Source organism: Georgenia halophila, assembly GCF_039541595.1.
In genome coordinates this window covers 14209-38567 of the sequence record NZ_BAABGN010000013.1, presented here as the reverse complement: position 1 = coordinate 38567, position 24359 = coordinate 14209, and the positions used below count along the sequence as shown (strand labels likewise).

25 protein-coding genes and 2 tRNA genes are annotated in these 24359 nt (G+C 72.3%); 15 read left to right on the top strand and 12 right to left on the bottom strand.

Features of this window, described 5'->3' with window-relative positions; translation table 11 throughout:
* Positions 1-331: 331 nt before the first annotated feature.
* Complete coding sequence (locus tag ABD907_RS16290) at positions 332-2047, top strand: acyltransferase (RefSeq protein WP_345217438.1); 1716 nt, start codon at positions 332-334, stop codon at positions 2045-2047.
* Positions 2048-2117: 70 nt separating this feature from the next.
* On the opposite strand, the gene ABD907_RS16285 is transcribed toward ABD907_RS16290, so the two are convergent.
* Both ABD907_RS16285 and ABD907_RS16280 read right to left on the bottom strand, forming a co-directional pair.
* Positions 2118-2190: transfer RNA gene (locus ABD907_RS16285), tRNA-Glu, on the bottom strand.
* Positions 2191-2246: 56 nt separating this feature from the next.
* Positions 2247-2318: transfer RNA gene (locus tag ABD907_RS16280), tRNA-Gln, on the bottom strand.
* A 224-nt stretch (positions 2319-2542) separates the two neighbouring features.
* Between ABD907_RS16280 and ABD907_RS16275 the strand changes: the two genes are divergently transcribed.
* Complete coding sequence (locus tag ABD907_RS16275; RefSeq protein WP_345217437.1) at positions 2543-3190, top strand: hypothetical protein; 648 nt, start codon at positions 2543-2545, stop codon at positions 3188-3190.
* 54 nt (positions 3191-3244) lie between these two features.
* Here ABD907_RS16275 and gltX read toward each other — a convergent pair whose 3' ends face one another.
* The 3 genes from gltX to ABD907_RS16260 form a co-directional block, all read right to left on the bottom strand.
* A complete protein-coding gene (gene gltX, locus ABD907_RS16270; protein WP_345217435.1) occupies positions 3245-4795 on the bottom strand; it encodes a glutamate--tRNA ligase in 1551 nt (516 codons plus the stop codon).
* A gap of 26 nt (positions 4796-4821) precedes the next feature.
* On the bottom strand, positions 4822-5595 hold the full coding sequence (locus tag ABD907_RS16265; RefSeq protein ID WP_345217433.1) for a fumarylacetoacetate hydrolase family protein: 774 nt from the start codon (positions 5593-5595) through the stop codon (positions 4822-4824).
* Positions 5596-5668: 73 nt separating this feature from the next.
* A complete protein-coding gene (locus tag ABD907_RS16260; RefSeq protein ID WP_345217430.1) occupies positions 5669-6409 on the bottom strand; it encodes an SDR family oxidoreductase in 741 nt (246 codons plus the stop codon).
* A gap of 121 nt (positions 6410-6530) precedes the next feature.
* Between ABD907_RS16260 and ABD907_RS16255 the strand changes: the two genes are divergently transcribed.
* The 11 genes from ABD907_RS16255 (at position 6531) to ABD907_RS16205 (ending at position 18033) form a co-directional block, all read left to right on the top strand.
* Complete coding sequence (locus ABD907_RS16255; protein ID WP_345217429.1) at positions 6531-7343, top strand: helix-turn-helix transcriptional regulator; 813 nt, start codon at positions 6531-6533, stop codon at positions 7341-7343.
* Between the two features lie 243 nt (positions 7344-7586).
* Positions 7587-8465 (top strand): 3-methyladenine DNA glycosylase, encoded by an 879-nt coding sequence (locus ABD907_RS16250; protein WP_345218888.1) that lies wholly within the window; start codon positions 7587-7589, stop codon positions 8463-8465.
* 208 nt (positions 8466-8673) lie between these two features.
* On the top strand, positions 8674-9219 hold the full coding sequence (locus ABD907_RS16245; RefSeq protein WP_345217427.1) for an AMIN-like domain-containing (lipo)protein: 546 nt from the start codon (positions 8674-8676) through the stop codon (positions 9217-9219).
* A 96-nt stretch (positions 9220-9315) separates the two neighbouring features.
* Positions 9316-10584 (top strand): APC family permease, encoded by a 1269-nt coding sequence (locus ABD907_RS16240; RefSeq protein ID WP_345217426.1) that lies wholly within the window; start codon positions 9316-9318, stop codon positions 10582-10584.
* A gap of 9 nt (positions 10585-10593) precedes the next feature.
* Entirely contained in the window at positions 10594-11808 is a 1215-nt protein-coding gene (locus ABD907_RS16235; RefSeq protein ID WP_345217424.1) for a heparan-alpha-glucosaminide N-acetyltransferase domain-containing protein, read from the top strand.
* Between the two features lie 271 nt (positions 11809-12079).
* Complete coding sequence (locus ABD907_RS16230) at positions 12080-12928, top strand: hypothetical protein (protein ID WP_345217422.1); 849 nt, start codon at positions 12080-12082, stop codon at positions 12926-12928.
* Positions 12925-13380, top strand: a complete 456-nt coding sequence (locus ABD907_RS16225) for a phage holin family protein (protein ID WP_345217420.1) — start codon at positions 12925-12927, stop codon at positions 13378-13380. The genes ABD907_RS16230 and ABD907_RS16225 overlap by 4 nt, the downstream gene beginning before the upstream one ends.
* Positions 13377-14006, top strand: coding sequence for a DUF3618 domain-containing protein (locus ABD907_RS16220; protein WP_345217418.1), 630 nt, complete (start codon positions 13377-13379; stop codon positions 14004-14006). Before ABD907_RS16225 ends, ABD907_RS16220 begins: the two co-directional genes overlap by 4 nt.
* 178 nt (positions 14007-14184) lie before the next feature.
* Complete coding sequence (locus tag ABD907_RS16215; protein WP_345217416.1) at positions 14185-16845, top strand: DEAD/DEAH box helicase; 2661 nt, start codon at positions 14185-14187, stop codon at positions 16843-16845.
* Positions 16846-16849: 4 nt separating this feature from the next.
* Positions 16850-17359: a Cys-tRNA(Pro) deacylase gene (gene ybaK, locus ABD907_RS16210; RefSeq protein WP_345217415.1), complete on the top strand. Its 510-nt coding sequence runs from the start codon at positions 16850-16852 to the stop codon at positions 17357-17359.
* Positions 17360-17397: 38 nt separating this feature from the next.
* The gene (locus ABD907_RS16205; protein ID WP_345217413.1) at positions 17398-18033 is read left to right on the top strand and encodes a pentapeptide repeat-containing protein; all 636 of its coding nucleotides are present in this window, start codon (positions 17398-17400) and stop codon (positions 18031-18033) included.
* A 102-nt stretch (positions 18034-18135) separates the two neighbouring features.
* Here the strand turns inward: ABD907_RS16205 and ABD907_RS16200 are convergent, their stop codons facing one another.
* Genes ABD907_RS16200 through ABD907_RS16180 form a run of 5 tightly spaced genes read right to left on the bottom strand, consistent with a single transcriptional unit; the run spans position 18136 to position 20543 of the window.
* Entirely contained in the window at positions 18136-18507 is a 372-nt protein-coding gene (locus tag ABD907_RS16200; protein WP_345217411.1) for a fluoride efflux transporter FluC, read from the bottom strand.
* Positions 18504-18932 carry a DUF190 domain-containing protein gene (locus tag ABD907_RS16195; RefSeq protein WP_345217409.1) on the bottom strand — a complete coding sequence of 143 codons (429 nt, stop codon included), beginning with the start codon at positions 18930-18932 and terminating at the stop codon, positions 18504-18506. The genes ABD907_RS16200 and ABD907_RS16195 overlap by 4 nt, the downstream gene beginning before the upstream one ends.
* Complete coding sequence (locus tag ABD907_RS16190; protein WP_345217408.1) at positions 18929-19363, bottom strand: fluoride efflux transporter FluC; 435 nt, start codon at positions 19361-19363, stop codon at positions 18929-18931. The genes ABD907_RS16195 and ABD907_RS16190 overlap by 4 nt, the downstream gene beginning before the upstream one ends.
* Before the next feature lie 20 nt (positions 19364-19383).
* Positions 19384-19965 carry an HhH-GPD-type base excision DNA repair protein gene (locus ABD907_RS16185; RefSeq protein ID WP_345217406.1) on the bottom strand — a complete coding sequence of 194 codons (582 nt, stop codon included), beginning with the start codon at positions 19963-19965 and terminating at the stop codon, positions 19384-19386.
* Positions 19962-20543, bottom strand: coding sequence for a hypothetical protein (locus ABD907_RS16180; protein ID WP_345217405.1), 582 nt, complete (start codon positions 20541-20543; stop codon positions 19962-19964). The genes ABD907_RS16185 and ABD907_RS16180 overlap by 4 nt, the downstream gene beginning before the upstream one ends.
* A gap of 59 nt (positions 20544-20602) precedes the next feature.
* Here ABD907_RS16180 and ABD907_RS16175 point away from each other — a divergent pair, with 59 nt between their 5' ends.
* Positions 20603-21562 (top strand): endonuclease/exonuclease/phosphatase family protein, encoded by a 960-nt coding sequence (locus ABD907_RS16175; RefSeq protein ID WP_345217403.1) that lies wholly within the window; start codon positions 20603-20605, stop codon positions 21560-21562.
* A gap of 9 nt (positions 21563-21571) precedes the next feature.
* A complete protein-coding gene (locus tag ABD907_RS16170) occupies positions 21572-22300 on the top strand; it encodes a YggS family pyridoxal phosphate-dependent enzyme (RefSeq protein WP_345217401.1) in 729 nt (242 codons plus the stop codon).
* Positions 22301-22430: 130 nt separating this feature from the next.
* On the opposite strand, the gene ABD907_RS16165 is transcribed toward ABD907_RS16170, so the two are convergent.
* Positions 22431-23222, bottom strand: coding sequence for a class I SAM-dependent methyltransferase (locus ABD907_RS16165; RefSeq protein ID WP_345217400.1), 792 nt, complete (start codon positions 23220-23222; stop codon positions 22431-22433).
* 77 nt (positions 23223-23299) lie between these two features.
* Positions 23300-24346 (bottom strand): lipoate-protein ligase LplAB, encoded by a 1047-nt coding sequence (gene lplAB / locus ABD907_RS16160; RefSeq protein ID WP_345217399.1) that lies wholly within the window; start codon positions 24344-24346, stop codon positions 23300-23302.
* Positions 24347-24359 lie beyond the last annotated feature (13 nt).

Sequence of the window (24359 nt, the reverse complement as noted above, 5' to 3'; positions counted from 1 at the left end):
CCTTGGGCCAGGCGTGCCGACAGCCGATATCGCTCGGAGTTGAACGCTTTTGTCCTGTTCGTGCGGGACCGCGCACGGTGAAGGACCCCAGCACCCGCCGGCAACGCGCCACGGGCGACGGTGAAGAGGGCAGTTGCGGATGCTCGAGGTACACGGCCTGACCAAGCACAACACTGTCGGTCGGTTGCGGGATGTACCGTCGTCAGACCGGGACGATGCGTGCCGTTGACGGGATCGACCAGCCGCCACGACGCCGACCACCACCCCGCCGGCCACCGGAGAGCCGCCCGGGTGACGCGTTGATGACGTCCGGTGCGGAAGGATCGTCCCCGTGAACGACAACCATTTCGACTACTCGCCCTGGGCCTTCTGGAACGAGGCCACCGACGACGAGCGCGCACACCAGCTCGAGCTCCAGCGCAGGCTGACTCGCCGGGGATACGAGATCGCCGAGCGCTGCTTCTTCTCGGAGCTGGCGTCCGTGCAGAACGAGGAGCTCTCCGTCGGACCGCGAAGCTACGTGGCCGCGGGCGCATACCTCACGGGCTCCCTGCGCGCCGGCCGGGACTGCACCGTGAACGCCTACTCGGTCGTGCGCGGTGACGTCGCACTCGGAGACGCCGTGCGGATCGGGGCGCACACGTCCGTGCTCGCCTTCAACCACACGATCACGGACCCGGCGGCCGAGGTCCATCGCCAGCCACTCAGCGTGCGCGGCATCCGCATCGGTCACGACGTGTGGATCGGCTCCAACGCCGTCGTGCTCGACGGCGTGACGGTCGGTGACAGGTCGGTCGTCGCCGCGGGTGCGGTGGTGACCAGGGACGTGCCCGGCGGTGCCGTCGTCGGCGGGAATCCCGCCAGGGTCCTGAAGTGGCGCGTGCCGGAGCTCGCCGCGACGGCGCCGTCAGCGTCAGCCGTGCCGACGGGGCCTGCGTCGCCCACCGACGATCTCGCGACGGCGGTCGGTGCCTTCGCCGACGACGCGCGCGGGCGAGCCGAGGAGATCCTCGACCGGTGCTTCGACGCCGATCCCGACTCTGTCGGCGCTCCCGACCTCGGCGACGGTGGCCTGTTCGTGGACCGGCCGGGCGAGCCACCCACCGTCCGGGCGCAGTGCGACGCGGTCGAGATCGCCGACCTGCTGCTCGCACGGGCGCCGGACCAGCTGCCCGCGCGGGACCAGCTCCTCCGGTTGCGCGGCTGGCAGGACGCCGAGACGGGCATGGTCGGTCCGCTCGCGCCCGGAGACGGTCAGCGCCGGCCCGCTCCCGTGCTCTTCGACCCGGACGCCGCCTACCACGTGCTGTGCGTCGGCTATGCCCTCGACCTCCTCGGCAGTGCCTTCCGGCACCCCGTACGGGTGGTCGCCGAGGCGGACGCGGCCGGCGTCCTCGCCGGCCTCGAGGCACAACCGTGGGAGACGAACGCCTGGGGCGCCGGGCACTGGGTCGACGTCCTCGGCACGGCCCTGCACTGGAACGCCACGCTCGGTGTGCCCGACGACTCCGGAGTCGGCGAGACTTTGCTCGGTTGGTTGCTCACGCACGCCGACCCGCAGACGGGCATGTGGGGCCGCTCTCGGCCCGACGACGGTCTCGTCCAGCTCGTCAACGGCTTCTACCGGGCGTCCCGGGGCACGTTCGCCCAGCTCGGCCTCCCGGTCCCGTACCCGGAACGGGTGATCGACACGGTGCTGAGGCACGCGCGCGACCCTCGGGTGACGGCGCCTCAGCAGCAGAACGCGTGCAACATCCTCGACATCGCCCACCCGCTCTGGTTGACGCAGGGAACGGGGTACCGCCGGCAGGAGTGCGTCGCGCTGGCCGAACGCCTGCTGCGCGACGCGCTCGAGCACTGGACCGACCGGGGATTCGCCTTCCGGCCCGGCCGGAGCGCGGCGGGCTCGCCGTCGGGCGTTCCCGGCCTGCAGGGCACGGAGATGTGGCTGGCGGTCGTCTGGCTCCTGGCCGACCTGGCGGGGGTGAGCGACGCGCTCGTCTACCGGCCTCGTGGAGTGCACCGCCCGGAGCCGGCCGTCCCGTGAGGCCGGCCGTCCGGTGAGACGAAAAAACGCCTCCCACCGACGTTTCCGCAGGTGAGAGGCGCTTATCGTGTAGCCCCGACCGGATTCGAACCGGCGCCGCCGCCTTGAGAGGGCGGTGTCCTAGGCCGCTAGACGACGGGGCCCTCTTGGCAATTTTGCCTGGTTGAGCCTACCCGACGTCGCAGGCCTGCTCAAACCGCTGGGGTACCAGGACTCGAACCTAGACTAACTGAACCAGAATCAGTCGTGCTGCCGATTACACCATACCCCATGGGGGTAAAACCTCCGTGACTCCGCAGGTGCGGGGCGGGGGTTGTACCGACGAAGAAGATACCCGAGGGGGCGGTCCGCACCAAGCCGATGCGCCCTGTCGTGACAGTTCTCACGGACCCGCGTCCGCCAGCACCCGGCCGAGCGGCCGGATGCCGGGCCGAGCGCGGTGATCGGGTAGGTTCACCGTCGTCACCTCCCCGGACGCCGGAGAACCCGCCGCACATGCCACGCCCTGCCAGGTCACGTCGCGCCGCGTGGTTGCTGGCGTCCGGCTCCTTCGCGGGCGCGATCCTGCTCGGCGGGTGCACGGACAGCACGCCGGACGAGCCGATCAGCACCAGGCCCGGCACTGTGGCGTCCGACACCGAGCGGGCCGAGGAAGCGACGACCCGTCCGACGATCGCGTGGGACTACCCGCAGGTCGACGGGTACTCGCTCTCGGACGAACCGCCTGCCGAGACGGTCGTGGAGCTGAAGAACCCGGATGCGGGCTGCGTCCTGCAGCTCGGTCACGAGCGCCTCCCCGACCAGGTGGCCGACGACGCCGCCTATACCCGCACCGCAATCGAGAACGTGATGTCCTCGCTCGGGGCGACCGGCGAGGCCGACCGGCAGCGCGGCACCATCTCGACCGGCGCCGGCCCGCTCGCCGCCACGGAGGTGTCCTTCACGGCCGCCTCGGGCCCGCAGGAGCTGGACGTGCGGCTGATGCTGCGGGCCTCGGCGGACGACGGGGTGCTCGTCGGCATCGTCCACATCTGCCCGACGGGCGGGATCGACGAGGCCGTGTGGTCCAGGTTCGTCGACGGCGTCACGCTGCACGGCACGACGGCGACCGGGTTGTCGGCAGGAAGCCCCCGCCAGCCGTAGCCGCGTACCGGCGAGCCATACCGGCGGGCCGGCACCGTCCCGCCGTCGGGGACCTCAGGCCGACTCGGCGAGCCGTGCTCGCAAGGCGCGCAGCCGAGCGATCGCGGACTCGGCGCCGAGAATCTCCATCGACTCGAACAGCGGCGGCGAGACCCGACGGCCGGTCACGGCCACCCGGAGCGGTGTGAAGGCGTGCCGCGGCTTGATGCCCATGCCCTCGACGATGGCGGCCCGCAGTGCGCTCTCGACGGACTCGGTGGTGAACTCGTCCATCGGCTCGAGCACCGCGAGCGCCGCGTCGAGGACGTCGGCCGCCTCGGGTCGCAGGGCGGCGACTGCATCCTCCTCGAGGACGAGCTGGTCGTCGGTGGCGAAGAGGAACCCGAGCATGCCCGGCGCCTCGCCGAGCAGCGTCATCCGCTCCTGGACGAGCGGCGCGGCCTTTTCCAGGATCTCCTGGTCCGGCTTCCCCAGGTCGCCCCAGCTCGGCGTCGAGACCACGTCCGCGGCGTGCAGGTACGGAACCAGCCGCGCGCGGAAGTCCTCCGGCGCGAGGAGGCGCACGTGGGCCCCGTTGATGGCCTCGGCCTTCTTGAGGTCGAAGCGGGCCGGGTTGGGGTTGACGTCCGCGACATCGAAGGCCGCGACCATCTCCTCCTTGGTGAAGATGTCATTGTCCGGCGAGATGCCCCAGCCCAGCAGCGCGAGGTAGTTGAGCAGTCCCTCCGGCGTGAAGCCCCGCTCGCGGTGGATGAAGAGATTCGACTCCGGAGCGCGCTTGGACAGCTTCTTGCTGCCCTCCCCCAGCACCATCGGCAGGTGCGCGAACACCGGCACCACCTGGGCGATACCGATCTCCAGCAGCGCCCGGTAGAGCGCGATCTGGCGGGGGGTGGAGGAGAGCAGGTCCTCGCCGCGCAGGACGTGCGTGATGCCCATCAGTGCGTCGTCGACCGGGTTGGTCAGCGTGTAGAGCGGCTGCCCGTTGCCGCGGACGATGACGAAGTCCGGGATGGAGCCGGCCCTGAAGCTCACCTCTCCGCGCACGAGGTCGGTGAAGCTCACGTCCTCGTCCGGCATGCGCACGCGCAGCACCGGCTCGCGCCCCTCGTCGCGGAAGGCGGCCTTCTGCTCGTCGGTGAGGTCGCGGTCGTAGCCGTCGTAGCCGAGCTTCGGGTCACGCCCGGCGGCGCGGTGACGTGCCTCGACCTCCTCCGGAGTGGAGAAGGACTCGTACGCGTAGCCGCCCGCGAGGAGCTTGTCGGCGACCTGGCGGTAGATGTCCATGCGCTCGGACTGGCGGTAGGGTCCGTGCGGCCCGCCGACCTCGACTCCCTCGTCCCAGTCGAGCCCGAGCCAGTCCAGCGCGTCCAGCAGCTCGCGGTAGCTCTCCTCCGAGTCCCGGGCGGTGTCCGTGTCCTCGATGCGGAAGACGAACCTGCCGCCGGTGTGCCGGGCGTGCGCCCAGTTGTACAGCGCGGTGCGGATGAGGCCGACGTGCGGGGTGCCGGTCGGCGAGGGGCAGAAGCGCACGCGCACGGCGGGGCCGGCGGAGTCGCTCGCGGTCGTGGGGGCGGCGGTCGCGGCGCCGGGGTTGTCGCTCATGATCGCGGGCAAGTCTACGGCGCGGGTCAGTCGCGCCGGAGCACCGGGTTGGAGAACGACCCGATGCCCTCGACCTCGATCTCGACCCGCTGGCCGACGTCGATCGGGCCGACGCCGGCGGGCGTGCCGGTCAGGATCACGTCACCGGGCAGCAGGGTGAAGATCGAGGAGACGTAGGCGACCAGCTCGGGCACGGACCGGACGAGCTGGGAGGTGCGCCCGTCCTGGCGGAGCTCGCCGTCGACCCGGGCGCGCACCGCCAGGTCGGAGATGTCGAGGTCGAGGGCCAGGTACGGGCCGATCGGGCAGGAGGTGTCGAAACCCTTGGCACGCGTCCACTGGCCGTCCGTGGCCTGGACGTCCCGCGCGGTGACGTCGTTGGCGGCGGTGTAGCCGAAGATCACGTCGTCGGCCTTCTCGGCGGGCACGAACTTGCACAGCCGCGAGATGACGACGGCGAGCTCGGCCTCGTGATGGACCTCGTTCGTCCAGGCGGGCAGGACGATCGGGTCGTCCGGGCCGACGACGGAGGTGTTCGGCTTGAGGAACACCAAGGGCTCCTCCGGCACCTCGTTCCCGAGCTCGGTGGCGTGCTCGGCGTAGTTGCGGCCGATACCGATCACCTTCGAGCGCGGGATCACCGGCGAGAGGAGACGCACCTCGTCCAGCGGCACACGCTGGCCCGTGGTGTCGAGGCCGCCGTAGATGGGGTCGCCGCGCAGGGCGATGAGGTCCTCCGCCTCCTCGTCGAGGATGCCGTACTGCGGGTTCTCGCCGGTGATGAAACGTGCGATGCGCATGCTCGCCACCCTAGCCAGCCCGGTGGTGCGCCGCCCGGCCGTCTCGGCGCGGACGGCGCAGCCCACGACGGTGTCACCGCTGTGCGGCCGGGCGGACGATCACCTCGTTGACGTCGACGTCGGCCGGCTCGGCGATCGCGTAGGAGATCGCCCGGGCGATCGCTTCCGGCGCGATGGTGTGCGCCCGGTAGGCAGCCATCACGGAGCGGGTCTCGTCGTGGGTGATCGAGTCCGCGAGCTCGGACTCGACGACGCCGGGGCTGACCGTCGTCACCCGCAGCGAGGGGTCGCTCTCCAGTCGGAGCCCTTCGGTGACCGCCCACGCGGCGAACTTCGTCGCGCAGTACACGCTCGCCGTCGGCGACACCTCGTGCGCGCCGATCGAGGCAACGGTGACGACGTGCCCGCCGCCCTGGTCCCGCATGACCGGCACCGTTGCCGCGATGCCGTGCAGCAGCCCGCGCACGTTCACGTCGATCATCCGGTCCCACTCCTCCACGTGACGCTCCGCGAGCGGGGAGAGCGGCATGATGCCGGCGTTGTTGACGAGCACGTCCACCCGTCCGTGCTCGGCGACGGCGGCGTCGACGAAGGCCTGCACGTCTTGGGCGTCCGTCACGTCGAGGCGTCGCGCCGACGCCCGACCGCCGGCCCGCCCGATCGCCGAGACCACGTCGGCCAGGCGGTCGGTGCGGCGGGCTCCCAGCACCACCGTGTGGCCGTCGGCCGCGAGGCGCTCGGCCGTCGCACGCCCGATCCCGCTCGAGGCGCCGGTGATGAGGACGATCTTGTTCTGGCCGTCTTGCTCGTTCATGGTGTTCCTTTCGAGGTCGGTCGCTCCAGCCTCGAGGCGGCGAGCCTGCCGACCCAGGCCGCCGCCTACCTGGGTGTGCCAGGGCCAGGCACACCGGAGTGCCCAGGCCTACGCTGCTGGCATGTCCCTCGCCGACCACCTCCGTGCCCTCCGTGGTCGCACCGGTCCGGAGCGGGTGGGACTGCCCTTGGGCGGCCCGCGCCGCGTGACAGGGTTGCGCCGCGAGGAGGTGGCGGTCCTCGCCGGTGTGAGCGTCGACTACTACACGCGCCTGGAGCAAGGCCGGGAGGACCACCCGTCGGCTCAGGTCGTCGATTCCCTCGGGCGCGCGTTCGACCTGCACGGGGACGAGCGAGACCATCTGTTCCTGCTCGCCGGGCTCGTCCCGCCGCCGACTCGTACGGTCCATCACGTCGCACCGCACCTGACCGGCCTGCTCGACCGGTGGAGCGACCAGCCCGCCTTCGTGCTCTCGCCCCTGCTGGACGTCCTGGCACGCAACGAGCTCGGCGCCGCACTGTTCGCGCCGCTGCGCCATGCCGACAACCTCGCTCGCGCGGTGTTTCTCGATCCCGACGCTCCCGCGTTCTACGACGACTGGCACCGGGCCGCCGAGTCGACGGTCGCGCACCTGCGGCACACGACCGCGACGCTTCCGGAGGAGCAGGTACGTGACCTCGTCGACGAGCTGAGTGCCGCGAGCAGGGTCTTCGGCCGCTTGTGGGGTCAGAGCCGCGTCCAGGGCAAGACCGAGGACTCGAAACGATTCCACCACCCCGAGGTCGGTGTGCTCGACCTCCGGTACCACACGTTCACGGTCAACGGATCGCGCGGTCAGCAGCTCCTCGTCTACGAGGCGGGACCAGGCAGCGACACAGAGCGGTCCCTGGCGCTGCTCGGCAGCCTCGCGGCCACCGATCGACCCGTCGGCTGAGCGTCAGCCGCACGACCCAGCCGTCCGCCGGCCGGGGCCCGTCCCGTTGCCGAACCGTCTGGGACCACGATCCGGTGACCCTCTCGGCCCGCAGAACTGGCCGGGAGCCCAGCCAGTGGTGGTGATCCCGCAGGAATCGCCTGCCGGATGCACGCCAACGGGTCGCACCCGACGACCGTGGGCGCGCCCGGTGGAGCCCAGCCCTCCTACCCTGGTCCGGTGACCGTCACGATCACGACCCGCATGCTCGCACCCACCGAGTGGCTGGAGCGCGCCGCTGCCCATGCCGAGCGGGCCGACGCGCTCACGGCCGCGCGGCGCGAGCGGCGATCCCGTGGCGAGAAGGACCCGGTGGAGGACTTCCTCTTCGAGTACTACCCGATCCGGCCTGGCAAGCTCGCTCGCTGGCACCCCGGCGCCGGCGTCGTCCTGAGCGACGACGGCGACACCGCAGTCCGCCAGGAGCTCGCCGTCCGGGCCGGCTGGCGCTGGCACACCCGCACGCCCGACGGCGGGGTGACGCTGGACCTGCCCGCCTACCTCGCCGACCGGGACGCCGGCGTGCGCTGGCTGGACGACCTGCTCCGCCGCACCGCCGAGCGGCCGGCGCACCTCGGGTGCCTGGGGCTGCACGAGTGGGCGATGGTCTACCGGCAGCGCGAGCACCGGCACGAGCTACCGCTGCGGCTCGGACAGGAGCGCACGGACGCGGTGGTCGAGTCCCACCCGGTGCGCTGCTCGCACTTCGACGCGTTCCGCTTCTTCACCGAGCCGGCACGGCCGCTCAACCGCACGCAGCCGACCCGGGCGACGCAGCCGGACCTCGAGCAGCCGGGCTGCCTCCACGCCAACATGGACCTGCTCAAGGCCGGAAACCTCCTCGGACCCGCCTGCCCGGGCGAGCTGATGCTCGACTGCTTCGAGCTGGCCCGCGACATCCGCGTCCTGGACATGCGTGCGTCCCCGTACGACTTCCGCGAGCTCGGCCACGAGCCGGTCGCCATCGAGACCACGGCCGGCCGGGCGGAGTACGTCGCGCAGCAACGCGCCTTCGCCGAGCGTGCGGCGCCGCTGCGGACGCGCCTGCTGGAGGTCACCGGCCTCCTGCTGCACGCGGACTGATCGGCGCCAGATCGCCCCAAAAAGTGCCGAACTTGCGGTTGCGCACGGCAAGTTCTGCATATTTTCCGGCCATCGCCCGGCGCGCGCGGCAGTGCTAGCAGGGCTGGGCGATCGTTACCAATTCGCTCCCGTGCACGACCGCCGAAGGTCAGGGACCGGGGTAAGGTCGCCCGCACAGGGGGGACGGTCCCTGAAGACGGAGCATGCGATGAAGCGTCTCTTCCGTTCGGTCCTCATGCTGTTGCTCGGGCTCGCCCTGGTGGGCCCCACCGCCGCCGCGGCACAGGCCACGCCGTACTGCGGCATCCACTGGGGCTCGCTGCGCGAGAGCGCCTCGGCCCAATCCGCCGCGACCGTCGAGAACGTCCGAACCGGTCGGCACACCTGCTTCGACCGGATGGTCGTGGACGTCCTCGGTGATGTCCGCGGTTACGACGTGCGCTACGTGAGCGCGGTCCGGACCGACGGAGCCGGCACGGTCGTGCCGCTCCGCGGCGGTGCGCAGCTCGCCGTCGTCGTCCGCGCGCCTGCCTACGACGACTCCGGGCGCGCGACGTACCGCCCTGCGAATCCGCGTGAGCTGACAGACGTGACCGGCTACCGCACGTTCCGCCAGCTCGCCTCGGCCGGCACCTTCGAGGGCCAGACCACCATCGGGCTCGGTGTCCGTGCGCGGCTGCCGTTCCGGGTGTTCGTCCTGGACGGCCCCGGCGACTACTCACGCATGGTCGTCGACGTCGCCCACCGCTGGTGAACGTCTCCCCGGCGGCCGGCACGTCGGCCGGCGGGAAGATCCACCACCGCCCGACCCGCACCGGGATGTTCACCAGGCACCGATAGCCTGCGCGCCGTGACCAACGCGCCCCTCGCCCGGCGGCTCGGGCTGACCGACGCCGTCGTCATCGGCGCCTCCGCGATGATCGGCGCCGGCGTGTTCGCGGTCTTCGCCCCCGCCGCCAAGGCCGCCGGGACCTGGCTCCTCGCGGGCCTGGGGCTCGCGGTCGTCGTCGCCCTGTGCAACGCCACCTCCTCGGCACAGCTGGCCGCCGTGCACCCGACGTCGGGCGGGACGTACGTCTACGGCCGGAAGCAGCTCGGGCACTGGTGGGGGTTCGCGGCCGGCTGGTGCTTCGTCATCGGCAAGACCGCCTCCTGCGCGGCCATGGCCACGACGTTCGCCGCCTACACGGTGCCGGAGGCGTGGCAGCGCCCGGTCGCCGCGGCCGCCGTGGTGGCCCTGACGCTGGTGAGCCGGCGAGGGGTCACCCGGACCGCCGGCCTGGCGCGCGCGATCCTGGCCGTGGTCGTCCTCGGGCTCCTCGTCGCGCTGGCCGCGGCGCTGCTCGGCGGCGGTACGCCCGCCGCGCGGTCCGGCACGGCCGTCCTGACCCTCGAGCCGCCGGTCACCGCGCTCGGGGTGCTGCAGGCGGCCGGTCTCATCTTCTTCGCGTTCGCCGGCTACGCGCGCATCGCCACCCTCGGCGAGGAGGTACGCGACCCGGCCAGGACGATCCCGCTCGCCATCGTCGCGACGCTGCTGGCCGTGGCCGTGCTGTACGTGGCGGTGGCGGCCACGCTGCTGTCGGTGCTGGGGCCGGACGGCCTCGCGGCGTCGGATGCGCCGGTGGCCGACGCCGTGGCCGCCGGCACATGGGCGTGGGCGGGTCCCGTCGTGCGCGTCGGCGCCGCGGCCGCGTGCCTGGGCGCGCTGCTCGCGATGCTCGCCGGCGTCGGGCGCACGTCGCTGGCGATGGCCCGCGAGCGGGACCTCCCCCGATACCTGGCCGCCGTGCACCCCCGGTTCGGCGTGCCGCACCGCACCGAGTCGGCGGTCGCGGCCGTCGTGGTGGTGGCCGTGCTGGTGGCCGACCTGCGCGAGATCATCGGCTTCTCCTCGGTCGGCGTGCTGCTCTACTACGCGATCGCCAACGTCTCCGCACTGACGCAGCGGCCGAACGAGCGCCGCTACCCGCGCTGGGTGCAGGTCCTCGGCGTGATCGGCTGCCTGGTGCTCGTGGTTACCCTGCCGACCGTCTCCGTGCTGACCGGGCTCGGCGTGCTCGCCGTCGGCCTGCTCGGGCGGCTGCTCTCCCGCCGCACGCGCCCCGCCACGCCGTAGTCTCGGTGCGTGACGTCCTCGCCGCAGCCCGGCAACCCGCCGCACGGCGCCCCGGTCGACGCAGCCGGGGTGCCGACGTCGGGCGGGTACGCGGCCGGTGGACCGCGTGAGCCGCAGCCGTCCGACCAGGCGTCCCGGCGGCTGACCGGGATCGATGTCGCCCGGGGGCTGGCGATCCTGGGCATGTTCGTCGCACATCTGGGTGCCGACACCGCCGACGGCGGCGCCGACCCGGGATGGCACATGATCGCCGACGGCCGCTCGGCCGCCCTGTTCGCGTTCCTCGCCGGCGTCTCCCTCGCCCTGTCGACCGGCCGGCGGGACCCGCCGACCGGGCTCGTGCTGGCCCGGGCACGCCTGAAGATCTTCTACCGCGCCGGCCTGCTGCTGATCCTCGGCCTCGTGCTGGTCGCGCTCGGGACGCCGGTGCTCGTGATCCTGCCCGCGTACGCGGTGATGTTCGTCCTCGCCCTGCCGTTCCTGGCCGCCGCCCGCCGCTGGATCCTGCTCGGTGCCGGTACCGCCGCGTTCGTCTCCCCCGTCGTGATCTTCCTGCTCACTACGCCCCTGAGCCCCGGGGACCGCAGCTACGTCGGTGAGCTCACCGGTCTGGCGGACCCGGTGGAGATCCCGATGGACGTCTTCGCGACCGGCCACTACGCGGCGCTGATCTTCTCCGCCTATGTGCTGCTCGGGCTCGCGGTCGGCCGTTCCGACCTGACCTCGGCCCGCTTCCAGGCCGGCATGGTGGCCGTCGGTGCCACCCTCGCCACCGTTGCCTGGGGCAGCTCACGCCTGCTGCTGGACGCCGGCGTCTCCGAAGCGTCGCCGTACCTGCACCGGCTGATCAGCGGCGGCCCGCACGAGTACAGCCCGGTCGAGGTCGTGGGGAGCTGCGGCACGTCGCTGGCCGTGACAGGGCTGCTCCTGCTGTTCACCCGGCCCGGCGCAGCCGGCCGCGTGGTCTCCGCCGTGCTCTCCCCCGCGGCGGCGGCAGGTGCGATGAGCCTGACCGTCTACTCGGTCCAGATCGTCGCCATCGCGATCATGGGCAACGACATCGTCTGGTACCCGGAGTCGAACGCCGTGCTCGTCTGGTTCATCGTGATCGCGCTGGCCTTCGCGTGGCTGTGGCGACGGTTCCTCGGCCGTGGACCGATCGAACGGCTGCTCACCGCCCTGGTGGGCTCCACGACCGGACCCGCGCCCGCGTCCGCTCACTGAGGATCCGGACGGAAGCGCCCACGTCTGCTCGCGCTGCGGAGCACAGTCGAGGATCCGCGGTGGCCTACGGCCTGCAGCTTTGTCACCGCCCAGGTTCACTTCGCGTCAGGATCGATGCAGAACCGCTTCGCCGGCGCGCGACAGACCGGCGCCGCGACGCGCCAACCGCACGCGCGCTGCGAGAAGCGGTGTGTTTCACTAGCGCTTCAGTACCGATTCAGGCAGGGCGAGCCGATGCCTCGCCGACGAACCGGAAGCGAAAGGACGCACGATGACTGAACGTTTCAGCCGTCCGCAGGACGGGACGTCCGCAACGCCCGGAGCGGCCCCGCCGGCAGGCGCCAACCCACCGCCTCCCCCCGGTGCCGGGTCCAGCGGCGCCCAGCAGCCTCCGGACACCCGGGACGCCGCCAAGCAGGAGGCCACCGGCGTAGCGAACACCGCCCGTGACGACGCCCGTCAGGTGGGCGACACGGCCAAGCAGGAAGCGACACAGACCGCGGAGGTCGCCAAGGACCGCACCCGGGAGACAGCCGAGGAGGCCAAGACCCAGGCACGCGATCTCTACGACCAGGGTCGGCGCGAGATCACCGAGCAGGCGGGGTCCCAGCAGCACCGGCTCGCCGGCGGCCTGCATGACTTCTCGAGCGAGATGGGCAGCATGGCGGAGAACAGCTCGCAGCAGGGCGTGGCGAGCGAGTGCGTCCGTCGTGCGGCCTCGTACGCGGACCAGGTGGGTGACTGGCTGGACCAGCGTGAGCCCGCCGACGTGCTCGACGAGGTCACCACCTACGCCCGGCGGCACCCGGGAACGTTCCTCCTCGGTGCGGCGGCGCTGGGGCTCCTGGTCGGCCGAACAACCCGGAGCCTGAAGGACGCGTCGTCCGAGGAGTCCGGGGAGGGACGCCACGCCGGGACCCCTGCGGACAGGAGCACTCAGCCGGGCCAGGGCGGCGAGGGTCGCTACGCCGGCGGGTCGACGACCGAGTACGCGCCTTACGGCACGCCCACCGGCGACCAGAGCGGCGTCGGCGGGACCACCGCCGGCACGGCCACGGCCGGCGCGTCGAGCACGCCCGGCTCCACCACCGATCCGAACCGTTCGGGTGAGGTTCGATGAGCGAGCAGACGCAGCGGTCGCAGAGCGACAAACCCGCACAGCGTGATGTCTCCGAGGCCTCCGTGGGCGAGCTGTTCTCCGAGATCAGCCGCGACCTCTCCACGCTGATCCGGCAGGAGATCGCCCTCGCCAAGGCCGAGACCACGCAGTCCGCCAAGGAGGTGGGCAAGGGCGCCGGGATGTTCGGGGGCGCCGCCTGGGCAGCCCACTTCCTGCTGCTCTTCCTGTCGCTGGCCCTGTGGTGGGCGATCGGCGCGTGGATCGGTGACGGAGGTGACGAGCCGGCACTCGGGTGGTCGGCTCTGATCGTGGCCGTCATCTGGGGGATCGTCGCCGCCGTCCTGGCCGCCCGAGGCAAGAAGGAGACCCAGCGCGCCCGGAAGGGCATGCCGCAGACGGCCGAGACCGTCAAGAAGATCCCGGACGCTCTCAAAGGACAGGAGTCATCATGACGACGAACGACCCGGACCAGATCCGCGCAGACATCGAACGAACTCGTGCCGAGCTCAGCGACGACGTCGACGCACTGGGCGAGAAGTCCAGCCCGAGCCGGATGGCCGAGCGCCAGACGGAGAAGGTGAAGGACGCCGCCACAGGTGCGAAGGAAAGGGTCTTCGGCGCCGCCGAGGACGCCAAGGAGAACCTGTCCGAGACCATGTCGGGGACCGGCGACAAGGCGAAGGAGAGCCCGCAGCGGGCGCGGCGCAAGGCCGAGGGCAACCCGCTCGCCGCCGGCGTGATCGCGTTCGGCGTCGGCCTGCTGGCCTCCTCGCTCGTGCCCTCCTCACGCAAGGAGCGGGAGATGGTCCAGCAGGCGAAGGGCAGCGACCAGGTGCAGCGTGCCACCCAGGAGGTCAAGGACACCGCCAAGGAGACGGCGGACCACCTCCGTGAGCCCGCGCAGCAGGCCACGCAGGACGTCAGGGAGACCGCCACCTCCGGCGCCCAGGAGGTCAAGGACACCGCCCGGTCGGGCGCCGAGGGCGTCAGGTCCGAGGGCCAGCAGGCCCGGGACGACGTCGCCGGTCGCACCCAGGAGTCCAAGGAGCGGATGCGCGATGCCCGCAACGGCAGCTGACTCCTGCACCTGATGCGACCTGACGCCACCTGATCGTCGGCCGGTACCCGATCCCCGGCGTTCAGGTTCGTCGGCAGGCCCCGGATACGTCCGGGGCCTGCCGTGTGCCGGCCGACAGGCACCGGTCACCGCCGAACCGGGCGCCCCGACCGCACCGCCCGGGTGAGAGGATCGACGGATGCCGGACGCGACCCTCAACCTGGCCCTGGACGAGCTCGAGGACGCCGGCGACAGCCACGACCCCGACGCGCTCTACGCCGCCTACGAGCGGTGGGTCACCGGGTCCGGGCTGAGCCTCTACCCGCACCAGGAGGAGGCGGTGCTCGAGCTGATCACCGGCTCGCACGTCGTCCTGTCCACGCCGACCGGGTCCGGCAAGTCCCTCGTCGCCGTCGGGGCGCTGTTCACGGCGCTGGCGACCGGCCGAACCGGCTACTACACCGCCCCGCTCAAGGCGCTGGTCTCGGAGAAGTTCTTCGACCTCGTCGAGCACTTCGGGTCCGACAACGTCGGCATGGTCACCGGTGACACCGCCATCAACGCCGACGCACCGATCATCTGCTGCACCGCGGAGATCCTCGCCAACCAGGCGCTGCGGGACGGCGCCGACACCGACGCCGACGTCGTCGTCATGGACGAGTTCCACTTCTACGCGGACCCCCAACGCGGCTGGGCCTGGCAGGTACCGCTCCTCGAGCTGCCGCGCGCGCAGTTCCTCCTGATGTCCGCCACGCTCGGTGACGTCACCTTCTTCCGTGACGACCTGCGCCGCCGCACCGGCATCGAGGTCGCCGTCGTCGACGACGCGGAACGACCCGTGCCGCTGTCCTTCTCCTACTCCCTCGAACCGGTCCAGGACCTCGTGCTCGAGCTCGTCCAGACCCACCGCGCCCCGGTCTACGTGGTGCACTTCGCCCAGCGGGACGCCGTCGAACGGGCCCAGGCCCTGACCTCGGTGCAGGTGGCGACCCGCGAGCAGCGCGACCGGATCTCCGACGCCCTCGGCGACTTCCGGTTCGGCCCCGGCTTCGGGCAGACGCTCTCGCGACTGCTGCGCCACGGCGTCGGGGTCCACCACGCCGGGATGCTGCCGCGCTACCGGCGCCTGGTCGAGCGGCTGACCCAGGGCGGCCTGCTCGGCGTCGTGTGCGGGACCGACACCCTCGGTGTCGGGATCAACGTGCCGATCCGCACGGTGGTGCTCAACGCGCTGGCCAAGTTCGACGGCGAACGGATGCGGCACCTGAGCGCCCGGGAGTTCCACCAGGTCGCCGGGCGGGCCGGCCGCGCCGGGTTCGACACCACGGGCGAGGTGGTCGTGCAGGCACCCGAGCACGAGGTCGAGAACGCCAAGGCGCTGGCCAAGGCGGGCGACGACGAGAAGAAGCGCAAGAAGGTCGTCCGCAAGAAGCCGCCGGCCGGTGCGGTCAACTGGACCGAGAAGACGTATCTGCGGCTCCGCGACGCCGCGCCCGAGCCCCTCACCAGCCAGTTCCGCGTGACCCACACCATGGTCCTGGCCGTCCTGTCGCGTCCGGGCGACCCGGTCGCCGCCATGTACCGGCTGGTGACCGACAACCACGACCCGCGGCGCGACCGCAACCCGCACCTGCGCCGCGCGATCGAGATCTACCGCTCGCTGCGCAGCGGTGGGATCGTCGAGCACCGCGGGGCGCAGTGGCGCCGCGAGCACCCCGGCGAGCCGTACGTCCGGCTCACCGTGGACCTGCCGCGGGACTTCGCCCTCAACGCGCCGCTGTCACCGTTCGCGCTGGCCGCGATCGACCTGCTGGACGTCGAGGACCCGGACTTCGCGCTCGACGTCGTCTCCATCGTCGAGGCGACGCAGGAGGACCCGCGGCCGGTGCTGTACGCGCAGGCCCGGGAAGCCCGCGGCGAAGCCATCGGTGCCATGAAGGCCGAGGGCATCGAGTACGAGGAGCGCATGGCGCTGCTCGAGGACGTCACCTGGCCGCGGCCGCTCGCCGAGCTCCTCGAGGCGGCGCTGGCCACCTACCGGCAGACGAACCCGTGGGTCTCCGACTACGAGCTCAAGCCCAAGTCGGTGGTCCGCGAGATGGTCGAGCACGCGATGACGTTCTCCGAGCTCGTCTCGCGCTATCAGCTGGCCCGCTCCGAGGGCGTGGTCCTGCGCTACCTGACCGACACCTACCGCGCACTGCGCCAGGTGGTCCCGTCGGCGGCCCGCACCGAGGAGGTGGAGGCGATCATCACCTGGCTGGGTGAGCTCGTGCGCGCCGTCGACTCCTCCCTGCTGGACGAGTGGGAGGCCCTTTCCGCCGGCGCGGCGGCCTCCGCGGGGGCGACGGCGCCGCCGGACCCGGCCGACTCCGAGCCCGCCGCCGAGCGCCGCTTCGGCGAGGGACCCGATGGCGAGCTGTCGCTGACCCGGAACCGGCACGCCTTCCGGGTGGCCGTGCGCAACGCCGTGTTCCGCCGCGTCGAGCTGCTGGCACGGGAGGCGTACGACGCCCTCGCCGGGCTGGAGGCCGCACCCGCCGACGGCGGACCGGGTGCCTGGGACGCCGCCCGGTGGGAGGCCGCGATGGATCCGTACTGGGGCGAGTACGAGTGGATCGGCTTCGGCCCGGAGGCCCGGGCCGCGTCGCTGGTGACCGTCACCGAGCAGCCCGGCGCGGCCGATCTTCCCGACGGCGTGCCGGAGGACGTGCTCCGCCCGCGTACCTGGCTGGTGCGCCAGACCTTCGACGATCCGGAGGGCGACCACGACTGGGGCCTGACCGCGATGGTCGACCTGGACGCCTCGGACGAGGCCGGAAAACCGGTGGTCCGCACACTCGCACTCGGGACACGCTGAGCGCATGAAGCAGAAGGCGGGCGGACGCTCCGGAAGCACGACGGTGGGCACCCCTGCCCTGCGGGTGCTCGCCGAGGCCGGCGTCCCCCACGACGTGCGGCCCTACGACCACGACCCGAGGGCCGCCGAGTACGGCGCCGAGGCCGCGGCAGCGCTCGGCGTCGACCGCGCCCGGGTCCTCAAGACGCTCGTGGCGAGCATCGACGGCACGCTCGCGGTCGCCGTCGTGCCCGTAGCGGGACGGCTGGACCTCAAGGCGCTCGCGGCCGCGGTCGGCGGCAAGCGGGCCGAGATGGCCGATACGGGCGCGGCGGAGCGGGCAACCGGGTACGTCGTCGGCGGGATCTCGCCGCTCGGCCAGCGCACCACGCTGCCGACCGTCGTCGCCGTCTCCGCGATGGAGCACCCGACGGTGTTCGTCAGTGCCGGCCGGCGCGGCGTCGACGTCGAGCTCGCTCCGGCGGACTTGGTCACCCTGACCGGTGCTCTCGTCGCACCGGTGGGGCGCTCGTGAGGCCGGCTGGCCGGGGCGGGCCGCCGGCGGCACCGAAGGTGCCCGAGCCGGACGTCGCGGCGCACCTGATGCCCTCCTCCCCCGCCGACCTGGACGCGGGCAGCACCCTGACCGGCGTCGATCTCAGCGGAGCGGTCCTGTCCGGCGCGGAGCTCGACGAGGTGCAGGTGGAGGCCTCTGCCCTCGAGCGGATGCGTGCCGCCGGCGCGACCTGGCAGCACACCGTCCTGGTCGACTGCCGCCTCGACGGCACGGACCTGGCGAACCTGCGCGCCCCGGGACTGTCGCTGGTCCGTTGCTCGCTGCGGGAGGTCCGGCTGGTCGGCGGGCAGCTGACGCGTGCGCGCCTGCGGTCCGTGCGGATCGAGGGCGGTGCGGCGAACCTGACCGGCTGGCAGGACGCCACCTGGCAGCACGTCGTCCTGCGCGGTTGCGACCTGCGGGAGGCCGACCTGACGGGCGCGTCACTGACCGACGTGCTGCTTCAGGACTGTGACCTCACCGGCGCTCAGCTGTCCGGACTGCGGTGCGAGCGCGTGCGCCTGTCCGGGTGCCGGCTCGGCGGCATCGGCGGCGTCGAGGGGCTGCGCGGTGCCAGCATCGGCGAGCCGGACGCCTACGAGCTGCTGCCGGCGATGGCGCGGTCGTTGGGCATCCGGATCGAGTCGGCGTAGTCGGACGTACCGTTCGGGACGCCTGTTACTTATGTGCCCGATGTGGCAGCACCTGGGTCGCATCGAGGGCAGTCGGTCCGTTCGGCTACGGCGGACCCGCCGTCACCAGATCAGTGCAGCCGCTCCCAGCCCGGCCCAGGCGGCCAGCAGGCCCGCCGCCAGGCTGAGCAGCACGTTGCCGAGGGCGTACAGCCACGACCCCGACTCCGTCAGCCGGACCGTCTCGTAGCCGAAGGTGCTGTAGGTGGTCAGTGCACCGCAGAATCCGGCGCCCGCGCCGTGCAGCACCTCCGGGGCCACCCCGCCCGCGGCGGCGCCACCCACGAGAAGGCCGAGCAGGAGGGAACCCGCCACGTTGACGCCGAGCGTCCCCCACGGGAACGCCGTGCCGAGGCGGCCCTGGATCGCGCGGTCGGTCCAATAGCGCAGCGGCGCACCGACGGCGGCGCCCACCGCGACGAGGATCGGCGTCACGAGCCGCCCTGCTCGGTGGCGGCAGGGTCGATGCCGGTTCCGGTGCCCGCTTCCGTGCCGCCGGTTCCGGTGCCGGGGTCCACGTCGCTGCGCCGCTTGCCGAACGACCGGACCACCTCAACCTCGTCGACGGTCGCCAAGCCGGCCGTGACCAGGCCCTCGAGCTGGGGGAGGAAATCGCGGACCTTCGCCGGCTCGTCGACGATGACGATGGCGACGGGCAGGTCCTCGCCGAGACTGAGGATGCGGCTGGTGTGGACGCGGTTGAGTGCGCCGTAACCCTCCAGGCCGCGGAACACGGCCGCGCCGGCCAGACCGAAGTCGTGGGCGCGGTGGACGATCTCGGAGTAGACGGGCCGGTGCTTCCACTGGTCGGCCTCCCCGACGAAGACAGTCAGCCGCAGTGCGGTCCGAGTGCCCGTCATGACGTCTGCCTCCGTGGTCGTGTCGCCCACCGGGTCAGGGCCAACCCCGCCGCGACAGCGGCCAGCGCGGCCAGCACGGTGCCGGCGAGGTAGGCGAACGCCGTCGTCAGGGCTCCGGCGTCGAGCAGCTCGTGGACCTCGACCGTGTAGGTGGAGAAGGTGGTGAACCCGCCGAGCAGCCCGACGCCGAGGAACGGGCGGAGCAGCCGGTGGGGCCGTCCGGCGACGTCGATGGCGCCCATGAGGACACCGACGAGCAGGCAGCCGACGACGTTCGTCACCCAGGTGGCCCACGGGAACGCCCCGGCGCCGTGGGGCAGGGCGAGCGCTAGGCCGTACCGCGCCAGGGCGCCCACGGCGCCGCCCAGGGCGATGACGGTGAGCACGTCCGCCGTCGGGCGGTGTGCGGCCGGTGCCTGGGGAGGGGCCATGAGGGGCGTGGAGCGGGGCGTCAGGCCTTGGCGGCCTTGGCCGCCGCCTTCGCGGCGCGCTTGGTCTCGCGGACCTTGGTCAGCGAGCCCGGATCGACGATGTCCGCGACGGAGCGGTACGCCCCCTCCTCGCCGTAGGCGCCGGCCGCCTCGCGCCAGCCGGGTGCCGTCAGGCCACGCTGCTTGCCCAGGAGCGCGAGGAAGATCTGGGCCTTCTGCGGCCCGAACCCGGGAAGGGCCTTGAGGCGGCGCAGCACCTCGCGACCGTCCGGGTCGCCGCGCGTCCACAACGCGGCCGTGTCGCCGTCGTAGTCCTCGACCAGCGCAGCGCACAGCGCCTGGATGCGGCCGGCCATCGAGCCCGGGTACCGGTGCACGGCCGGCGGGGTGCGGCAGACCTCGGTGAGCCTGTCCGGGTCCATGGTGGCGAGCTGGCGCACGTCCAGGCCGCCGAGCCGGTCGGCCAGCTTCTTCGGTCCGGAGAAGGCGGTCTCCATCGCGATCTGCTGGTCGAGCAGCATGCCGATCAGCAGCGCGAGCGGGTCCTCGCTGAGGAGCTCGTCCGCGGCATCGTCACCGGTGATGTGCAGGTCTTCGGTCATGCCCCGAGTCTGCCACTGGTGCGCCCGCCGTCGATGACCTCCAACCGGTCCAGGAGAAACAGGAACGCGAGGGCGTAGGGGTTGTCGCCCACTCTGTCATGGACCATCGACCAGTCGACCTGCTCGCGCAGCGCCCGCGCGACCGGCAGCAGGTCGGAGAAGTTGCAGCGCTGCTCGGTCAGGACCCGCAGCTTCTCGGACAGGATGTCGGTGGCCCGCAGCACTGACATGGGGACGCCGAAGACGTCGAAGGAGTCGGTGCGCTCGAGCAGCTGGTCGTCCACGGGGTCGCCGCCGAGCCGGAAGATGATGTCGACGAGCGCGTCGCCGTGCCACGCCTTGAAGAGCCAGTTCTCGGCGGGGTCCTCGACACGGAGCACGCTCGCCCGGAGCGCCTCCTGGGCGGCGTCGGCGTCTCGCTCGCGAACGACGAAGTCCGCGTCGTGGTCGGACTGTGGGGCGCCGTGCACCCACGCGGCGAACCCGCCCGCGAGCGCGAACGGGATGTCCGCGTCGCCCAGGGTCGCCCCCACCAGGCGCATGGCCTCGTGCAGGTCCTCGCGGTCCTGATCATCCATGTCCGCGTGTGTACACGACGACGGGCACAGCCGCACCACGAGGGGCACAATCGAGCCCCATGCGGATTGCGACGTTCAACATCCTCCACGGCCGCTCGCTCAGCGACGGCCAGGTCGACCTCGACCGGTTGGCCGACGCCGTGCGGTCGCTGGACGCCGACGTCCTGGCCCTGCAGGAGGTGGACCGGGACCAGCCGCGCTCGCACGGGGCCGACCTGACCCACGTGGCGGCCGAGGCGATGGGTGCTGATGAGCACCGGTTCGTGGCCACGATGAGCGGGCTGCCGGACGTGTGGACGGCCGCGACCGGCGACGAGCAACCGGAGTCCTCCGCTTACGGCGTCTCACTGCTGAGCCGGTTCCCGGTCTCCTCGTGGAAGGTGCTGGCGCTGCCGAGCCCGCAGCAGCGGGTGCCGGTGACGTTTCCCGACCGGAAGCGCCCGGTGCTCGTCAAGGACGAGGCGCGCACGGCACTGGCCGCGCGGGTGGACACCCCGGAGGGGCAGGTGACGGTGGTCGGGACCCACCTGACGTTCATCCCTGGCTGGAACGTCGCGCAGCTGCGCCACATCATGCGTGCGACCCGGGGCATGCCGCGTCCGTTCCTGCTGATGGGTGACCTCAACATGGCAGGTGGCGAACCGTCCCGGCACAGCGGCCTGCGACCGCTCGTGACGGCGACGACATTCCCCCTCACCGAGCCGACCGAGCAGCTCGACCACATCCTCGTCGACGGCGAGGTCCGCACCACCGAGCCGGGGCATTCGCGCAACCTCGGGATGTCGGACCACCGTGCCCTCTCGGTGGGCGTCTCGCTGGGCCGCACGGCGGTCCCGCAGGAGACCGACGGCGGCAAGGTCGCCAGCCCCTCCGACGGTGCGGTGCCGGCCACGCAGCAGCCAGCCAGGCAGCAGCCGAGCACGGAGGATGCGGCCAGTGAGGAAGCGGCCGTGGCGGAGGCGGCCCGTGAGCGGCCGACCAGGGAGCAGGCCACCACCGAGGCGGCCAGGCGCCGGTAGGGTCGAAGCGTGGACCAGGGTCTCGCCGGGAACCTCGCTGCGGTGCGCCGGCGGGTGGCAGCGGCCGCGCGTGCGGCCGACCGGGACCCCGACGAGGTGCGTGTCCTGCTCGCCGTGAAGACCCAGACCCCCGAGACGGTGCGCGCGGTGGTGGAGGTCGGCGCGGACCTCCTCGGGCACAACCGCGCGCAAGAGCTGGCCGCCACCGGACCGGTCCTGTCCGAGGCGGACGTGCCGGCCCACGAGATGCACTTCATCGGGCACCTGCAGTCCAACAAGATCAACCAGGTGCTGCGCTGGTCCAGCTGCGTCCAGACGGTCGACAGCCTACGGCTGGCCGAGAAGCTCGACGCCGCGGTGGCCCGCCGAGCCGGCGATGAGGAACCCGAGCCGCTGGACGTCATGGTCCAGGTCAACACCTCGGGTGAGAAGACCAAGACCGGTGTCGGCCCGGCCGAGGGGGTCGAGCTGGCGTCCGCCGTCGGGGCGCTGCCGCGCCTGCGGCTGCGCGGTCTGATGACGATCGGTGCGAACAGCACGGAGGAACGGCTCGTGCGAGCCTCGTACGACGTCCTCACCGGGCTGCGCTCGGACGTCCTCGACTCCGGCGCGCCGGGCACCGCGGAGGCACGGGAGCTGAGCATGGGCATGAGCAGCGACCTCGAGATCGCGGTGGCCGCGGGCGCGACGATGGTGCGCGTCGGCACGGCTGTCTTCGGCGCCCGCCCGGGAGCCTGACCGCGCCATCCCAGACAGCGCCGGGAGAGATATCGCTTCCTGGGCCGGCGCACGAACGGCGTGTCGCGAGACGTCATCTACGCGCCGAGACGTCAGCTACTCGCCGAGATGTCAGTTCCGTGCCGGAAGGTCACCTCGGAGCGGTTCGTGGTGAGACGGGCCGCGTCCGGCGGGCCTCGACGAGGTGCCGCGTCGAGTGAGCGACGAACGAGCCGCCGGCCCGGATCTGCTCGTCGAGCGCACGGAGGGTGTCGCGGTATCGGTCGACGGTGAAGTCCGGGACCCACCAGACGCACCTGCGTAGCGTCCACACGACCGCGCCGATGTCGAAGAACTCCATGTGCAGCCGTGCGGTGCGCAGATCGACGATCTCTAGCCCTGCGGCGGCCGCTTCCCCGGCCTCGCGCTGCGGGTCCCGGCCCGAGCGCTGCTCGGGCAGCGGCCCGAGGAAGTACTCGATCAGCTCGAAGGCGGACCCCGGCCCCACATGCTGGGCCAGGTACGTCCCGCCGGGCATCAGGACGCGAGCGATCTCGGACCAGTTCGGGCGGACCGGGTGTCGGCTGGTGACCAGCTCGAAGCTGGCGTCGGGAAGGGGGAAGGGCTCGGCGGAGACCGGATCCGCCGCCTCGACGACCTCGACGCCGCGCGGCCTCAGCAGGTCGCGGGCCCTGCTGACGTTCGGCGGCCAGCTCTCGGTGACGACCATCCGCGGCGGCAGGACCGGCGCCTCGTTCAGGACCTCGCCGCCACCGGTGTCGACGTCGAGCGCGGACCCGACCGTAGGCAGGCGCTCGGACAGGAGGCGGGCGTAGCCCCACGGCGGCCGCTCTTCGGTGGCGCGTCCGTCCAACCAGCTGAAGTCCCAGCCGGAGACGTCCGCTCGCCCGGCCTCGTCGACCAGCTCCTCGAACGCGCGCACTCGGCCATCATCGCCGCGCCGTCAATCCGATTTGCCGCTCGCACACGTGGCGTCCCGCGGGACGGGAGCTGCGCGGGTCAGGGGACGCGGTTGACCCACTCCTCGGAGAGGAACTTCGTCTCCATGAGCTCCTGCGCGCGGGCGAGCTCGGCCTCGGTGTAGTCGGACTCGCGCGTACGGTAGCGGCTCCGGAAGTGCTGGAGGAACGCCTCGATGATCGCCTCGCGCGCCATGCCCGTCTGCGAGCGCATCGGGTCGACACGCTTGTCGGCGCTGGTGGTGCCCTTGTCCGAGAGCTTCTCGCGGCCGACCCGCAGCACGTCGAGCATCTTGTCGGCGTCGATGTCGTACGCCATCGTCACGTGGTGCAGGACGACGCCGGAGGCGAACCGCTTCTGTGCCGCTCCCCCGATCTTCCCCTGCTCGGACGCGATGTCGTTGAGCGGCACGTACCGCGCGCGCACCCCGACATCCTCGAGCGCCCCCAGCACCCAGTCGTCGAGGAAGGCGTAGGACTGCTCGAACGTCAGTCCCTCCACGAGCGAGGCCGGCACGACGAGCGAGTAGGTGATGCAGTTGCCGGGCTCCATGAACATCGCCCCGCCGCCCGAGAGGCGGCGCACCACCAGTATCCCGTGGCGGTCGAGGCCTTCCCGGTCGACCTCGTTGCGGACCGACTGGAAGGAGCCGATCACCACCAGCGGTGCGTCCCACTCCCAGATCCGCATCGTGGGGCCGCGCCGCCCGGCGGCGACCTCCTCGGGGATCACCTGGTCGAGTGCGACGTTCAGGGCCGGGTGGATCGGTGCCCCGTGGATGACGTCGAAGGTGTGGTCGCCCCAGCCGGTCGCGCGCCCGAGCGCCCGGCGCACCGCGATGCCGACGGCCTCGGGGCCGAAGCCCACCATCGCCGCGCCGTCGAGCGCACCAGAGATCGCGTGGGCGAGCTGGGTCGCCGTCGCCGTCTCGGGCATGCCGGTCAGCGCGGCGTCGATGTCCTCCAGAGCGGTGTCGGGCTCGAGGAAGAAGTCGCCCGAGATGCTGACGCGCGCCAGGCGGCCGTCGGAGACGTCGACGTCGGCCACGACGAGCTTGCCACCGGGAACCTTGTACTCACCGTGCACGCCACCAGCCTAC

Bases quoted from the DNA above. Each gene is read 5' to 3' on its own strand.
- ABD907_RS16275 (WP_345217437.1), top strand. From the start codon at position 2,543: ATGCCACGCCCTGCCAGGTCACGTCGCGCCGCGTGGTTGCTGGCGTCC.
- gltX (WP_345217435.1), bottom strand. From the start codon at position 4,795: ATGAGCGACAACCCCGGCGCCGCGACCGCCGCCCCCACGACCGCGAGC.
- ABD907_RS16265 (WP_345217433.1), bottom strand. From the start codon at position 5,595: ATGCGCATCGCACGTTTCATCACCGGCGAGAACCCGCAGTACGGCATC.
- ABD907_RS16260 (WP_345217430.1), bottom strand. From the start codon at position 6,409: ATGAACGAGCAAGACGGCCAGAACAAGATCGTCCTCATCACCGGCGCC.
- ABD907_RS16255 (WP_345217429.1), top strand. From the start codon at position 6,531: ATGTCCCTCGCCGACCACCTCCGTGCCCTCCGTGGTCGCACCGGTCCG.
- ABD907_RS16250 (WP_345218888.1), top strand. From the start codon at position 7,587: ATGCTCGCACCCACCGAGTGGCTGGAGCGCGCCGCTGCCCATGCCGAG.
- ABD907_RS16245 (WP_345217427.1), top strand. From the start codon at position 8,674: ATGAAGCGTCTCTTCCGTTCGGTCCTCATGCTGTTGCTCGGGCTCGCC.
- ABD907_RS16230 (WP_345217422.1), top strand. From the start codon at position 12,080: ATGACTGAACGTTTCAGCCGTCCGCAGGACGGGACGTCCGCAACGCCC.
- ABD907_RS16225 (WP_345217420.1), top strand. From the start codon at position 12,925: ATGAGCGAGCAGACGCAGCGGTCGCAGAGCGACAAACCCGCACAGCGT.
- ABD907_RS16220 (WP_345217418.1), top strand. From the start codon at position 13,377: ATGACGACGAACGACCCGGACCAGATCCGCGCAGACATCGAACGAACT.
- ABD907_RS16215 (WP_345217416.1), top strand. From the start codon at position 14,185: ATGCCGGACGCGACCCTCAACCTGGCCCTGGACGAGCTCGAGGACGCC.
- ybaK (WP_345217415.1), top strand. From the start codon at position 16,850: ATGAAGCAGAAGGCGGGCGGACGCTCCGGAAGCACGACGGTGGGCACC.
- ABD907_RS16195 (WP_345217409.1), bottom strand. From the start codon at position 18,932: ATGACGGGCACTCGGACCGCACTGCGGCTGACTGTCTTCGTCGGGGAG.
- ABD907_RS16190 (WP_345217408.1), bottom strand. From the start codon at position 19,363: ATGGCCCCTCCCCAGGCACCGGCCGCACACCGCCCGACGGCGGACGTG.
- ABD907_RS16185 (WP_345217406.1), bottom strand. From the start codon at position 19,965: ATGACCGAAGACCTGCACATCACCGGTGACGATGCCGCGGACGAGCTC.
- ABD907_RS16180 (WP_345217405.1), bottom strand. From the start codon at position 20,543: ATGGATGATCAGGACCGCGAGGACCTGCACGAGGCCATGCGCCTGGTG.
- ABD907_RS16175 (WP_345217403.1), top strand. From the start codon at position 20,603: ATGCGGATTGCGACGTTCAACATCCTCCACGGCCGCTCGCTCAGCGAC.